The organism is Streptosporangium becharense (genome assembly GCF_014204985.1).
Classification (GTDB): Bacteria; Actinomycetota; Actinomycetes; order Streptosporangiales; family Streptosporangiaceae; genus Streptosporangium; species Streptosporangium becharense.
On the sequence record NZ_JACHMP010000001.1, the window covers coordinates 1,215,678 to 1,229,970 of the forward strand.

Annotated in this window: 12 protein-coding genes and 1 pseudogene; 2 read left to right on the top strand and 11 right to left on the bottom strand. The window is 71.0% G+C overall.

Going from position 1 to position 14,293, the window contains the following annotated elements; all coding sequences use genetic code 11:
• Window positions 1-269: 269 nt before the first annotated feature.
• Together F4562_RS05295 and F4562_RS05300 are read left to right on the top strand one after the other, a co-directional pair.
• Window positions 270-1,931 carry a class I adenylate-forming enzyme family protein gene (locus F4562_RS05295; RefSeq protein WP_184547734.1) on the top strand — a complete coding sequence of 554 codons (1,662 nt, stop codon included), beginning with the start codon at window positions 270-272 and terminating at the stop codon, window positions 1,929-1,931.
• A 68-nt stretch (window positions 1,932-1,999) separates the two neighbouring features.
• Window positions 2,000-3,304, top strand: coding sequence for an MFS transporter (locus tag F4562_RS05300; RefSeq protein WP_311734270.1), 1,305 nt, complete (start codon window positions 2,000-2,002; stop codon window positions 3,302-3,304).
• A 72-nt stretch (window positions 3,305-3,376) separates the two neighbouring features.
• Here the strand turns inward: F4562_RS05300 and F4562_RS05305 are convergent, their stop codons facing one another.
• From F4562_RS05305 to ruvX, 11 genes and pseudogenes are all read right to left on the bottom strand, one after another.
• Entirely contained in the window at window positions 3,377-3,619 is a 243-nt protein-coding gene (locus F4562_RS05305; RefSeq protein WP_184547736.1) for a hypothetical protein, read from the bottom strand.
• Between the two features lie 78 nt (window positions 3,620-3,697).
• Window positions 3,698-6,244, bottom strand: a complete 2,547-nt coding sequence (locus F4562_RS05310) for a phenylalanine--tRNA ligase subunit beta (RefSeq protein ID WP_184547738.1) — start codon at window positions 6,242-6,244, stop codon at window positions 3,698-3,700.
• Window positions 6,244-7,284: a phenylalanine--tRNA ligase subunit alpha gene (pheS, locus tag F4562_RS05315; RefSeq protein WP_246473783.1), complete on the bottom strand. Its 1,041-nt coding sequence runs from the start codon at window positions 7,282-7,284 to the stop codon at window positions 6,244-6,246. Before pheS ends, F4562_RS05310 begins: the two co-directional genes overlap by 1 nt.
• 129 nt (window positions 7,285-7,413) lie before the next feature.
• Window positions 7,414-8,496: a sensor histidine kinase gene (locus F4562_RS05320; protein WP_184547742.1), complete on the bottom strand. Its 1,083-nt coding sequence runs from the start codon at window positions 8,494-8,496 to the stop codon at window positions 7,414-7,416.
• A 78-nt stretch (window positions 8,497-8,574) separates the two neighbouring features.
• Entirely contained in the window at window positions 8,575-9,390 is an 816-nt protein-coding gene (locus F4562_RS05325) for a TrmH family RNA methyltransferase (protein ID WP_184547744.1), read from the bottom strand.
• Window positions 9,391-9,463: 73 nt separating this feature from the next.
• Window positions 9,464-9,847 carry a 50S ribosomal protein L20 gene (gene rplT, locus F4562_RS05330; RefSeq protein ID WP_012892552.1) on the bottom strand — a complete coding sequence of 128 codons (384 nt, stop codon included), beginning with the start codon at window positions 9,845-9,847 and terminating at the stop codon, window positions 9,464-9,466.
• A gap of 24 nt (window positions 9,848-9,871) precedes the next feature.
• On the bottom strand, window positions 9,872-10,066 hold the full coding sequence (gene rpmI, locus F4562_RS05335) for a 50S ribosomal protein L35 (protein ID WP_184547746.1): 195 nt from the start codon (window positions 10,064-10,066) through the stop codon (window positions 9,872-9,874).
• 130 nt (window positions 10,067-10,196) lie between these two features.
• Window positions 10,197-10,865, bottom strand: coding sequence for a translation initiation factor IF-3 (infC, locus tag F4562_RS05340; RefSeq protein WP_184547748.1), 669 nt, complete (start codon window positions 10,863-10,865; stop codon window positions 10,197-10,199).
• A 275-nt stretch (window positions 10,866-11,140) separates the two neighbouring features.
• A complete protein-coding gene (locus tag F4562_RS05345) occupies window positions 11,141-11,965 on the bottom strand; it encodes a shikimate dehydrogenase (RefSeq protein WP_184547750.1) in 825 nt (274 codons plus the stop codon).
• Window positions 11,962-13,143 carry an endolytic transglycosylase MltG gene (gene mltG, locus F4562_RS05350; RefSeq protein WP_184547752.1) on the bottom strand — a complete coding sequence of 394 codons (1,182 nt, stop codon included), beginning with the start codon at window positions 13,141-13,143 and terminating at the stop codon, window positions 11,962-11,964. The genes F4562_RS05345 and mltG overlap by 4 nt, the downstream gene beginning before the upstream one ends.
• Before the next feature lie 662 nt (window positions 13,144-13,805).
• A pseudogene (gene ruvX / locus F4562_RS05355) lies at window positions 13,806-14,258 on the bottom strand (Holliday junction resolvase RuvX); the annotation flags it as partial.
• Window positions 14,259-14,293 lie beyond the last annotated feature (35 nt).

Genomic DNA, 14,293 nt, shown 5'->3' on the forward strand with positions numbered 1-14,293 from the left:
ACGCACGATTCAGCGCGCACGGGTCGGCATGCAGGACACGACCCGCCGCCTCGGCGCGCGGGACCCGGCGCCCGGGACTCGGCAGGCGGACTCTCCCCCGGCGGACTCGGCGCCCGGGACGCAGCGGGCGGGACGGGCCGCGCGGGAGCGGTTCACCCGGAAACCGGGAGACGGAAGAAGTCCTCCGGTTCCGCAGCGCCCCTGTTGCACGTACCTACCGGTCGGTATCGTGACCTTTCCGGCCCTCTTCGCCCCGGGAGTACGAACGAATGACTGTCGGCAATGACGAGGTCCAGGCCCGGCTCACCGGTCCCGGACAGCTTTTCGAGATGGAAGAGGTCACCAGCCGCGGCACCACCGTCAGGACCTGGAAGCACGCCCCCCGCGACTTCCGGGCCCTGCTGGAGGTGAGCCGCCTCCACGGTGACAAGGTCTTCCTGACCTACGACGACGAGCACCTCACCTACGAGGAACACTTCCGCCGGGCGGCCACGCTCGCGCACCGGCTGGTGGACGACTACGGGGTGGCCAAGGGCGACCGGGTGGCCATCGCGATGCGCAACTACCCCGAATGGGTGATCGCCTTCTCCGCGGCGCTGGCCGCCGGGGCCGTCGCCGTGCCCCTCAACGCCTGGTGGACCGCGCAGGAGCTGGAGTACGGGTTGTCGGACTCCGGGGCGAAGGTGGTGATCGCCGACGGCGAGCGGGCGCCCGCGCTCGCCGGAACCGGTCCCGCCCTGATCGTGACGCGCGGCGAGACACCCGGGGGAGCCCGTTCCTTCGCCGACGTACTCGGCGAGGTGACGGCGGACGTGACCCTGCCGCCGGTCGACCTCTCCCCGGAGGACCCGGCCACGATCTTCTACACCTCGGGCACGACCGGCCGGCCCAAAGGCGCGCTCGGCAGCCACCGCAACCTCGGGCAGTCCCCCATGACCGTCTCCTACAGCATCCTGCGCAGCGTCGCACGGGAGGGCAGGGACCCCGCGGCGACGGCGGGACAGCGGCGCGTCACCCTGCTGACCGTGCCGCTCTTCCACGTCACCGGCTGCTTCGCGGTGATGACCACCACCATGTTCACCGGGGGCGGCCTGGTGCTGATGTACAAGTGGGACCCGGGCCGCGCGCTGGAGCTGATCGAACGCGAGAAGATCACCGGAATCAGCGGCGTGCCCACCAACGTCTGGCAGCTGTTATCCCACCCCGACCTGGACAAGTACGACATCTCCAGCCTGAGTGCCCTCGGCTACGGTGGAGCGCCCGCCCCGCCGAAACTGCTGGAGCGCATCACCGAGCAGCTGGCCGGGCGGGCCCCCTCCAACGGGTACGGCATGACCGAGACCACCGCCCTGGCCATCGGCAACAGCGGCACCGACTACTACGCCAAACCCGACAGCGTCGGCCTGCCGATGGCCGTCGTCGACGTGAGGATCACCGACCCGTCCGGGCGGGAGCTTCCGGCCGGCGAGGTCGGCGAGCTGTGCCTGCGCGGGCCCAACGTCATCCTCGGCTACTGGAACCGCCCCGAGGCCACCGCCGAGACCTTCGTCGACGGCTGGCTGCACACCGGCGACCTGGCCAGGGTCGACGAGGAGGGGTTCGTGTTCATCGTGGACCGCGCCAAGGACATGGTCATCCGCGGCGGCGAGAACGTCTACTGCGCCGAGGTGGAGGCCGCGCTGTTCGAGCACCCGGCGGTCGAGGACGCGGCGGTGATCGGCATCCCGCACGACGAGCTGGGCGAGGAGGTCGGCGCGGTGGTGCGGCTGTCGTCCCCGGCCGGACCGGAGGAACTGCAGGCGTTCCTGCGGGAGCGGATCGCGGCGTTCAAGATCCCGGTCCGGTTCTGGATCCGCGAGGAGGAACTCCCCCGCAATCCCGGCGGCAAGATCCTCAAGACTCGCCTGCGCAGGGAGGTCCTCGGCGCCTGACGCTCCGGTGGCGACCCGCCGGGAAAACCGTTTGCTCCCGTGCGGGTCATCGCCGAAACTGGCTGTTCGTGCCCGAGAAGACCGATCGCTCACTCAAGACCCTGGCCCGCCATCTGGCGATGGACCTCAGCCCGCTGCGCGACTCCCGCGACTTCCGGCTGCTGTTCGCCTCCGGACTGGTCACGATGTTCGGCACCTTCCTCACCCTGGTCGCGGTCCCGCTGCAGATGAAACAGCTCACCGGCTCGGAACTGGCCGTCGGCCTGGTCAGCGCGGCCGAGTTCGTGCCCATGGTGGTGTGCGGGCTCTGGGGCGGGGCGATCGCCGACGCCCTCGACCGGCGGAAGATCATCCTTTACACCGAGGTCGGGCTCTGCCTGACCGTCGCCGCCCTGATGGTCAACGCGTTGCTTCCCCGGCCGCAGGTCTGGGTGCTGTACGTGGTCGGCGCGCTCTCCGCTGCGCTGGGCAGCCTGCAACGGCCCAGCCTGGAGGCGCTGATGCCCCGCGTGGTCCGGCACGACCAGCTCGCCGCCGCCACCGCGCTGAACGCCTTCCGGTGGAACGTGGGCGCCATCGTCGCCCCGGGCCTGAGCGGCCTCATCGCCGCCTGGTACGGGGTGGGCGTCGCCTACGGGGTCAACGTGGTGACGTTCCTGGTCTCGCTGGCGCTGCTCTGGCTGGTCACGTCGCCGCCGCAGTCCGAGGACGCTCCCCCGGCCTCGCTCAGGTCGCTCGTCGAGGGCGTCCGGTACGCGGTGGGCCGCCCCGATCTCATGGGCACCTACCTGGTCGACATCGCCGCGATGGTCTTCGCCTTCTCCACCGCGCTGTACCCGTTCCTCGCCGACGAGATGCGCTCCCCCGAGTCGCTGGGCCTGTTCTTCTCCGCCTCGGCCGTGGGCTCCCTGATCGCCTCGGTCACCTCCGGATGGACCGGCCGCGTCCACCGGCACGGCCTGGGAGTGATCGTCGCGGCGGTCGTGTGGGGCGCGGCGGTGGCGCTGGCCGCCCTCATGCCCACCGTCTGGGGGGTTCTGGCCTTCCTCGCCGTCGCCGGGGCCGCCGACATGATCAGCGGTGTCTTCCGGGCGACCATCTGGAACCAGACCATCCCCGACGAGCTGCGGGGCCGCCTGGCCGGTATCGAGTTGCTCTCCTACACCAGCGGCCCGATGCTCGGCAACGCCAGGGCCGGTCTGATGGCCCACCTCGGCGGGACCCGTTTCTCCCTGGGGGCGGGCGGCGTGCTCTGCGTGGGGGCGGTGGCCGCGATGGCGGGGCTGCTGCCGGCCTTCCGCCGCTACGACGCCCGCACCGACGAGCACGCGATCAGGGAACGGGCTCGCAGGGAGGAAGTCGCCGGCGCCTGACGCCGCCCCTTCTCCGGACGGCCGGCCCTCCCCCTGGCAGGGCCGTCGCCTTCTCCCGGCAAGAGCCGGGCGTCAGTCGACCTCGCGCCAGCCGTCGTAGTCGTCGGCGAGAGCCTCGAGACGGGCCACGACCTCGCGGGGAAGCTCGTCGTCCGGGTCCTCGACGACGACGAGCCACTGGGCGTCCTCGGCGTCGTCCTCACCGGCGAGGGCCTCCCTGACCACGGACGGCTCGATGTCCGGGAACTCCTCGGCCACGGTCTCCGCGACCTCCTCGGCGTCGTCACGGCCGCCGAACACCAGCAGGTGTCTCATCTCCCCTCCCGCAGTGGAGATCGTGCTCGCCCGAGAGCCCCGGCGGCGGTGCCGCCGGGGCTCTCGGGCCTGGATGGATCAGACGCCGCGGAGCTGGGCGCCGGTACGCTCGCCCGCCAGGGCCACGGCCGCATCACGGGCCGCGGTGGTCTCCTCGACGGTGAGCGTGCGGTCGGGCGCCCGGAACCGCAGCGAGTACGCCAGCGACTTCCTGCCCTCGCCGACCTGGGCACCGGTGTAGACGTCGAACAGCCGGATCGACTCCAGCAGCTCGCCCGCCCCCTCGCGCAGTGCGGCCTCCACCGGGGCGACCGGGGTCGCCGCGTCGACGACCAGCGCCACGTCCTGGGTCGCGACGGGGTAGGCGGAGATCACCGGTGTCTCCACCGGGCCGGGCAGCAGCGGCAGCAGCCGGGTCAGCTCCAGCTCCATCGCGCAGGTACGCGGCGGCAGGCCGTACGCCTCGACGACGCGCGGGTGCAGCTCACCGGCGTGACCGACGAGCACGTCCCCGGCGTAGAGCGCGGCGCAGCGCCCCGGATGCCAGGGCTCGTGGCGGTCGGCGCGGACCTCGACGTCGACGCCCGCCTCACGGGCCACCGTACGGGCCGCCTCCACCGCGTCGGCCCAGTCGGCCCTGCGGCCCCGGCCCCACCAGCCGGAGGGCTGGAACTCCCCGGCCAGCACCGCCCCGACCCGGACCGGCTGCGCGGGCAGCGCGGACTCGATCGAGGCGAGCTCCTCCTCCTCGGGCCTGCGGTGCACACCGAGCACCGGGGCGACCGCGGGAGCGTCCGGCGAGGGCCGGTAGACCAGGCCCGTCTCGAACAGCGCCACGTCGGCGAAACCGCGGCCCACGTTGCGGACCAGCGTCTTGAGCAGGCCGGGCAGCAGAGTGGTCCGCATCAGCGGCTCGTCCTCGCTGAGCGGGTTGGCCAGCCGTACGGCCACCCGGCGCGGATCGTCGGCCGGCAGTTGCAGGTTGTCGAAGTCGCGTTCGCCGTTGAACGGGTAGGCGAGGATCTCCACGTAACCCGCGGCGGCCAGGGCACGGCCCACCCGGCGGCGCAGGCGCTGGCTCTCGGTGAGGCCGGCGCCCGCCGGGGCGGCGGGCAGGACCGAGGGCAGATTCTCGTAGCCCTCAAGCCTGATGACCTCCTCGGCGAGGTCGTTCGGGTCGGTGAGATCGGGCCGCCACGAAGGCACGGTGACCGTCAGCACGTCGTCGCCGGCGACCACGAGCCGGGCGGCGATCTCCTCGGCGGGGGTGCGCTCGCCCGCCCCGGCGGTACCGGGCGCCGGCGTGCCGCTCTCGACCGTGCAGCCGACCTGCTCCAGGCGGCGGACGACCGTCTCGCGGTCGTAGACCGTGCCGGCGACCCTGCCGGGGTAGTCGCTCGGGATGGCGATGCGGACCGGCTCGACCGCCACCTCGGCGTGCGTGACACCCGGCTGGATCTCGCCGCCGCCCAGTTCGGCCAGGAGCCGGGCCGCGCGCCAGGACGCGTACAGCGGCAGCTCGCGGTCGACGCCACGTTCGAAACGCTTGGACGCCTCGCTGACCAGGTTGTGGCGGCGCGACATGCGCGCGACGCCGCTGGGCGAGAAGTGGGCGGCCTCGATCACGATGTCCGTCGATGCGCCGGAGATCTCGGTGTGCAGGCCGCCCATCGTGCCGGCCAGCGAGATCGCCCCCGACGCGTCGGCGATCAGGACGTCCTCGGGGTGGAGAGCGCGCACCACATGGTCGAGCGTCTCCAGCTTCTCTCCCGGCTCGGCCCGGCGCACGACGATGTCTCCGCTCAACCTGGCGGCGTCGAAGGCGTGCAGCGGCTGACCGAGCTCCAGCATGACGTAGTTGGTGACGTCCACGGCCAGCGAGACCGGACGCATCCCGGCGCGCTGGAGCCGGACGCGCATCCACAGCGGGCTCTGCGCCGACGGGTCGAAACCGCGGATCTCGCGCAGCACGAAACGGTCGCACGCCGACGGGTCGGCGATCGAGGCCGGATAGGCCGGGCCGGTACCCGCGGGCGGGGAGACGTCGGCCGGGTCGACGAAGGCCGTCCCGAAGGCGACGGCGGCCTCGCGGGCCACACCCCGGATGGACAGCGCGTAGCCGATGTCCGGGGTGATCTCCAGCTCCAGCACGTCGTCGCGCAGGCCGAGCAGCTCGACCACGTCGGCGCCGATCGGGGTGTCCGCGGGCAGCACGAGGATGCCGGGCGAGGAGTCGGTGACGCCGAGTTCGGCCTCCGAGCAGATCATGCCGTCGGACAGCCTGCCGTAGGTCTTTCGGGAGGCGATCTCGAAACCACCCGGCAGCACGGCGCCGGGCAGCGCGACCGGGACGCGGTCGCCGGCCTCGAAGTTGACGGCGCCGCACACGATCTCGCGCGGCGCGGCCTCCCCCACCTCGACCCGGCAGTGCCGGATCGGCTTCTTGAAGCCCTGCAGCTCCTCGATGGCGAGCACCTCGCCCACCACCACGTTCTTGATGTCGTGGCCGTAGGAGGTGACGGACTCGAGCTTGAGCCCGGCCGCGGTGAGCCTGTCGGCGATCTCGTGCGGGGTGACGGCGGGGAGATCGACGTACTCCCGCAGCCATGAAAGCGGGACCTTCATCAGACCTCCATTCCGAACGGAAGGGTGAAGCGGACGTCACCCTCGACCATGTCGCGCATGTCCTCGGCGTTGTGCCGGAACATCAGGGTGCGCTCGACGCCCATGCCGAAGGCGAACCCGCTGTAGCGTGAGGGGTCGACCCCGCAGGCGACGAGCACCCGCGGGTTGACCATCCCGCAGCCGCCCCACTCGATCCAGCCCTCCGACTTACAGGTGCGGCAGGGCGGGTTGCCGGGCAGCGCGGAGGCGCCCCGGCAGACGAAGCACCGCAGGTCCATCTCCGCCGAGGGCTCGGTGAACGGGAAGTAGTTGGGACGGAACCTGGTGGTGATGCCCTCGCCGAACATGACCTCGGCGAACCGGTCGAGGGTGCCCTTCAGGTGGGCCATGGTGAGGCCCTCGTCGACCGCCAGCCCCTCGACCTGGTGGAAGACGGGGGTGTGCGTGGCGTCCAGCTCGTCGGTGCGGAACACCTTGCCCGGGGAGATCACATAGACCGGGAGGCTCCGGCTGAGCAGCGCGCGGATCTGCACCGGGGAGGTCTGGGTGCGCAGCACCTTGCCCGAGTCGACCGACTCCACGAAGAACGTGTCGTGCTCGGAACGCGCCGGGTGGTCGGTGGAGATGTTCAGCGCGTCGAAGTTGAACCACTCCCCCTCCAGCTCGGGCCCCTCCGCGACCTCGTAGCCCATGGCGACGAAGGCGTCGGCGATGCGCTCCTGGAGCGTGGTCAGCGGGTGCCTGGCCCCACGGGGAACGCGGCCGGACGGCAGCGTGACGTCGACGGTCTCCTCGACGAGGACCCGCTCGTCGCGCTCGGCCTCCAGCTGCGCCTGACGCTCGCCGAGAGCGTCGGCGATGGCTTTGCGGGCGCCGCCGACGCGCTTGCCCGCCTCGGCGCGGGCGGCCGGCGGCAGCACGCCGATCTCACGGTTGGCCAGGGCTATCGGTGACCGGTCACCGGCGTGCGCGAGACGCACCTGCTTGAGTTCGTCGAGATCCCGCGCCGCCTTGATGGCGTCGAGCGCGTCGGCCTGCATGCGCGCCACCTCGTCGGCGTGCAGCGGGGTCACCTCGACCGGGTCGTAGTTTGACAAGAGAGGGCTCCGAATCCAGGGCTTGGGCGGGCATGAGTCTAGTCGGGTGAGCCCACCGGCCTGCATTCGCGCTCAGGCGAAGTCAGGGGTGCCGGTGGGCACCATAAATCGAAACTCGGCCCCGCCTTCGGGCCCGCGCCGCACGGAGATGGTGCCGCCGTGGGCCTCGATCAGCCCCTTGACGATGAACAGGCCGAGCCCGGTGCCGCCGCGGCGGCGGGCGTTTCCCCGCCAGAACTGCCGGAAGACGCGCGTGACCAGCTCGGGCGGGATGCCCTCTCCCTGGTCTCGGACGGACACGGTCACTCCCAGCTCGTTCGGCTCGACGACTATTGTCACCGTACCGCGCCCGTGCCGCACCGCGTTTTCCATCAGGTTGGACAGCACCTGATCTATTTTGTCCTGGTCGAGCCAGGTCTCGGGGAGCTCGCCGCGCACCTCGAGCCGGAAGCGGTCCTCCGGCTCGCCGGCGGCGACCCGCCCAGTGATGATCTTGTGGATTCTGGCCGGGATGTCGACGACCTGGCGGTGGATCTCCAACCGCCCGGACTCGATGCGGGAGACGTCGAGCAGCTCGGTGATCAGCCGGGTCACCCGGTCGGCGTCGGCGTTGACCGTCTCGAGCATGACCAGTTTCTGGTCGTCGGTGAAACGGGTCCACTTGGCCAGCAGCGTGGCGGTGAACCCCTTGACGCTGGTCAGCGGGGAGCGCAGCTCGTGGGCGACCGTGGAGACCAGGTCGGCGCGGCTGCGCTCCAGGCGGGCGCGGGCGCCGGCGTCGCGCAGCGTGATGACCACCCGGACGACCCGGCCGCCCCGTTCGGGCTCGCGCACCAGGCGGGCGGCCACGAGCATCTCCTGCCCCGCGGGAGTGCGTAACGGCAGCTCGGGCTGGCGGGTGCGGCTGGACAGCCCTCCGTAAGGATCGAGCCACTTCCACCAGTCGCGCCCGTCGTGGTCACGGAAGGAGAACACGTCGCGCACGTGGCCGCCGACGGCCTGCTCCCGGGTGACACCGGTCAGGCGCGTGGCGGCCCGGTTGACGGTCAGCACGTGACCGTCCCGGTCGGTCACCACGAGACCGTCAGGAAGATCGTCAACGTCGATCACAGACGCGGGACGAGCCCTCCGCTCGCCGGTGTGTTCGCCGTGCACGACCCCGCCTCCTCGACGCTACAAGGCCGACAATAGCGGGTTTCCCGTGTCGTACGGCAGCCTCGGCGCCGGGCGGCTTCACCCGAGGACGGAACCGATGCGCTGAGATCGGGCAGATGCGTACAGACAGACCGCCGCCGCGGTCGCGAGGTTCAGACTCTCGGCCCGGCCGTAGATCGGCACCCGGACGACCTCGTCGGTCAGCCGGAGGATCTCCTCTGGCAGCCCCCACGCCTCGTTGCCGAACACCCAGGCGGTCGGAGCCGACAGGTCGACGTCGTCGAGGGTCCGGTCACCCGCGCCGTCGGCCGCCAGCACCCGCAGGCCCGACTCCTTCAGCCGCTCGACCGCCCGGGAGACCGGCACGCCCGTGGAGACCGGGAGATGGAACAGGCTGCCCGCGCTGGCCCGCACGCACTTGCCGTTGTAGGGGTCGACCGAGGCGTCGGTGAAGACCACCGAGTCGGCGCCGGCGGCGTCCGCCGTGCGCAGCACGGTGCCGGCGTTGCCGGGGTCGCGGACGTGGGCGAGCACCGCCACCAGCCTGGCGTCGGCGGTCACGGCGGTCTCCAGCGGCACGTGCACGAAACGGCACACGGCCAGCAGCCCCTGCGGGGTGACGGTCTGCGCCAGCTCCGCCATGACCTCACCGCTGGCGCGGAACACGGGCGCCCCCGCGGCGGTGGCCGCGGCGACGATGTCGGCGTGCCGCAGTTCGGCCTCGGCGGTGGCGAACAGCTCCACCACCACACCGTCCAGCGTCAGCGCCTCGCGGACCGCCTGCGGTCCCTCGGCGAGGAAGGAGCGGTCGCGATCGCGGAACGCCCGCTTGGTCAGCCGCCTGGCCGCCTTGACACGCGGCGACTTGATGTTGGTCAGCTCGGACCCGGCCATGCCACTCCCCCAGGAAATGCGATGCGGCCCACAGCGTGATCGCTGCGGGCCGCACGGCTCGTCAGTTTCCGGCTCAGCCGGCGACCGGCGCGTTCACGTCGGCCGGGAGCGCCTTCTTGGCTGCCTCGACCAGCGTCGCGAACGTCGCGGCGTCGTTCACCGCGAGGTCGGCGAGGATCTTACGGTCGACCTCGATGGAGGCCAGCCGCAGACCCTGGATGAGCCGGTTGTAGGTGATGCCGTTCTGGCGGGCGGCGGCGTTGATCCGCTGGATCCAGAGACGGCGGAAGGTGCCCTTGCGGTCCTTGCGGTCGCGGTAGGCGTAGGTCATCGAGTGGAGCATCTGCTCCTTGGCCTTGCGGTACAGCCTGGAGCGCTGCCCCCGGTACCCCTTCGCCCGCTCGAGAACGACCTTGCGCTTCTTCTTGGCGTTGATCGCCCGCTTCACGCGTGCCATGTGTATCTATCTCCCCGGGGGCCGTTACTTCGCGAGCAGCTTCTTGATCTTCTTCGAGTCGGCGTCGGAGAGCACGACCTCGGGCTTGAGACGACGCGTCAACTTCGACGACTTCCACTCGTTGTAGTGCGCGCGGTTGGCGCGACGGCGCACGAGCTTGCCGGACCCCGTGAGCCGGAACCGCTTCTTCGCACCGCTGTGCGTCTTCATCTTCGGCATCTCAGCCGTCTCTCCCTCGATCGCGCCGATGTCCCGGGCCGGTCACCCGAGTCAAGGGCATGCCTGACTGCGAGACCGGACCCGGTCTCGGCTTCGTCTCGCGACTGCCTGAGTGTTCAGGCTATGCGAGTCACTCCTGCGGAGCGGACACCGTCTCTTCGACGGACGCCTCGTCACCCGAGGAGCTCTCGTCCTGTCGCACCTTGGCCGCGGCCTTCTCAGCCTTGGCCTCGGCCTTCTTCTTGTGCGGGCCGATCACCATGATCATGTTTCGGCCGTCCTGCTTGGGCTGGGACTCGACGAAGCCCAGCTCCGTCACGTCCTCCGCCAGCCTCTGCAAGAGCCGGAAACCCAGCTCGGGCCGGGACTGCTCCCGCCCGCGGAACATGATCGTGACCTTGACCTTGTCACCGGCCTTGAGGAACCGCACCACGTGACCCTTCTTGGTCTCGTAGTCGTGCGGGTCGATCTTCGGCCGGAGCTTGATCTCCTTGATGATCGTGTACGCCTGGTTACGGCGCGCCTCGCGTGCCTTCATCGCGGACTCGTACTTGAACTTGCCGTAGTCCATGAGCTTGCACACCGGCGGGCGAGCCGTGGCCGCCACCTCGACCAGGTCGAGGTCGGCTTCCTGAGCCAGCTTCAGGGCGTCTCCGATGGAGACGATACCCACCTGTTCGCCGTTCGGGCCGACGAGGCGGACCTCGGGCACGCGAATACGGTCATTGATGCGGGGCTCGGCGCTGATGGGGCCTCCTAGGTTGCGATCCGCGGCCGTTCCTTCGAACGTCCGCAACATGCTCGATCGTGCCGGGAGATCGCGCGATGCGCGCCCTGCCTGGGCCCTTCAACGCGAAATGCCCCACACGTCGCGCATGCGGGGCCACCGAACTCGAAGGCTTACGCCGTAAGCTCTTACCGGTTTCACCCGGTGTGATCCTGACCTGTCAGCCTTGCGGCCGACGAGGTGGGAGAACGACCTCCGCTTGCGCGTCCAGCAGGCATGCCGGACCGATCGAGTCGTTACACTACCACAACTACCCGCTCACCCGGAATCATTCCCCGGCGGGGGTGCTAGCCCGCCGGGGCGGCGCGCCTGACGATCTCGGCCTTGCCCGCGGCGCGCATGGCCTCCACCGGCACGTCGGCGCGGCCGGTCATCATCTCCACCTGACGCACCGCCTGGTGCAGGAGCATGGGGAAGCCACCGACGACGATGCCGCCCCGCTCCGCCACGGCCGCGGCCAGGCGGGTCGGCCAGGGGGCGTAGACCACGTCGAAGAGGGCGGGCACGCCCGCCAGCAGACCGGTGAGGCCGTCGGCCGCCCCGGCGGGCAGGGTCGAGACGACCAGGTCGGTCTCCGGCGCGGTGTCGAACCTGTCGAAGGTCAGCACCCGAAGGGCCACGCCCAGCCGCTCGGCGGCCTCCAGGGTCTCCCTGGCCCTGGCCGGGGTGCGCACCACCAGGGTCGCCTCGCCCAGGCCCAGCTCGCGCAGGGCCGCCAGCGCGGAGGACGCCGTGGCCCCCCCGCCCAGGACCGTCGCCGTCCCGGGCGGGGCCACACCCGCCTCGGCGAGCGCCCGGACGATGCCGTACACGTCGGTGTTGTCGCCGTGCCGGGCACCGTCCGAGAAGACCACGGTGTTGGCCCCGCCCACCCGGACCGCCAGCTCCGAGACGGAGTCGAGCAGCGGCAGCACGGCCCGCTTGAGCGGCATGGTCAGCGAGAGCCCGGCCCACCCGCCGCCCAGCCCGTCGAGGAGACCGGGCAGGGCGGCCTCGTCGCACTCGATCGCCTCGTAGTGCCAGTCGCGCAGACCGAGCGCTTCATAGGCGGCGCGGTGCAGGTACGGGGAGAGCGAGTGGACGATCGGCGACCCCAGGACCGCCGCCCTCATCCGCCCGCCGCCCGGTTCCGCTCGAACTCCGCCTTGAGCTTGAAGAACTCCGACTCCGAGGCGGTGAACTTGGTGATGCCCCGCTTCGGGTCGGTGGTCACGAACCAGATCCAGCCGCCCTTGGTGGGGTTGAGCGCCGCCTGGATGGCGTGGTCGCCCGGGTTGGCGATCGGGCCCGGGGGCAGGCCCTCGTACTTGTAGGTGTTGTAGGGCGAGGTGCTCTCCAGGTCCTTGTGGGTGGCGGAGATGCCGTACTTGTTCAGCCCGTACATCACTGTGCTGTCCATCTGGAGCAGGCGCGGCGTGGCGCCGTCGAGCGCCGGCTTGTTCTCGAGCCGGTTGTAGATGACGCGGGCGACCTTGCCCATGTCGTCGATGCTGCCCGACTCCGCCTGGACGATGCTGGCGATCGTCATGATCTCGTGCGGGGTGCGTCCGAGCCGCTTGGCCTTGGCCTGCAGGTCGTCCTTGCTGGCGGTCTGCTGGAAGCGGTCGACCATCAGGCTCAGGATGTCGGTGGCCGTCATCTTTGGGGTGATGTCATAGGTCGCGGGGAAGGCGTACCCCTCCAGCTTGCCCCCGGCGTAGGAGGGCAGGTCGAGGTCACGGGTCTTCTTCGCCGCCTGCTGGAACTCCCGCAGCGGCTTGCCGGTCGCCTCGGCGAGCCTCTTGAGGGTGTCGTTCAGGCGCAGCCCCTCCTTGAGGGTGACCCGCTCCAGCAGTCGCTTCTCCGGGTCGAGGAGCTTGACCGCCTCGGCGGCGGCCATCTGCTTGCGCATGGTGTACTCACCCGGCTGCAGGGAGGAGCTCTTGCCCGCCTGGGCCACGGCGTCGGTGAAGGCCCTCGCGCTCTTCACCACACCCTTCTCCTCGAGGGTCTGCGCGATCTCGGTGGCGCTCTGGCCGTCCTTGATCTCCACGACGACCTCGCCGGTCCCCCGGCCCGTGTAGTCGTCGGGGGTTATCGCGTCGTTGACCCAGCGGTAGCCATAGAAACCCGCCGCGCCGATGCCACCCAGCAGGACGATGACCGCGAGCATGGGGGCGAGGAACCCTCCCCGGTTGCGGCGGCGCCTCCTGCGGCGGCCACGCCGCCCCGAGGATGCGCGAGACTTGCGGCCCGACCGATCGCCGTCGTCGTCGGAGCCGACCAGGAAGTCCATATCCAGATCGTTCATAGATACGTCGGCCAATCTCCCGGTTGGGGCGGCCTGGCGTCAAGCGGGTGTGCCAAACCGAAGGAAGACACCCGGCCGGAGGTCTCGTATCCCGAAGGATCGTCCGGCCCGTCGGTGCGGGTCGCCATATGCGACGGAACGGGGGGTGTTCCGCCGGGCATCAACGCCTCCCGAGGTATCTGTTCAGCTGTTCCCGGTATCTCACAAACCCACTCTCTTTGTCAGTGAATTTCGTGATTCTATGCGCCGGAGTGGTCACGACAAACCAGGACTTATCACCTCGGTCCGCCTCAAACACCTCGATCAACGCCTTCTCCCTGGCCTGGCAACGGGTGCGGACAGGGAGCCGATCCTGAGGCGGATATCGCGTGGAAGGCGCGTCGCGGCGGCTCCGGGCGGCGGTGGAACCCCGCGATCCCTGACGCGCGACGCCGTCGTACCGGGCCGGAGCGCCGGCCGGTCCTCGGTCCGGTCGCAGCTCACTCTAGCGATCTTCGAACGGTCCGCGGCATGCCCGCCCTCCGCACAGGGGACACCGGCCGCCGGCGGCCGCACGGGACACCGGCGACTCACCGGGCGTTCCCGCCGCTCGGCTCCGGCCCGGCGCCGCCGCGCGGACCCGGGACCTCACGCCCCGGGTCCTCACCGGGGCCGGCCTGGGGCGAAGGCCCGACCGGCCTGCCCGGAGGACGGCCGGTCGCCCGCTCGGCGTCCAGCGCCGCCTGGAGCAGCACGATGGCCGCCGCCTGGTCCACCACGCCGCGCTGCCGCTTCGCCTTCACCCCGCTGGCCCGCAGGCCCTGCTGAGCGGTGACCGTGGTCAGCCGCTCGTCGAACAGGCGTACCGGAACGGGCGCGAGCCTGCGCGAGATCCGGTCGGCGAAGTCACGGGCGGCCTCCGCCGCCGCTCCCTCACGACCGGAGAGCGAGGTGGGAAGCCCGACCACGACCTCCACGACCTCGTACTCCGCGGCGAGCTCCGCGAGCCGGTCCAGATCCCCCTTGCCGCGCCGGACGGTCTCCACCGGCGTGGCCAGCAGCCCCGAGGGGTCGCTGCGGGCCACGCCGATGCGGACCGAGCCGACGTCGACACCCAGTCGAACGCCGTCTCTCATCATCTCTGCTCCACCCTCCTGCCGGACGGTACGAG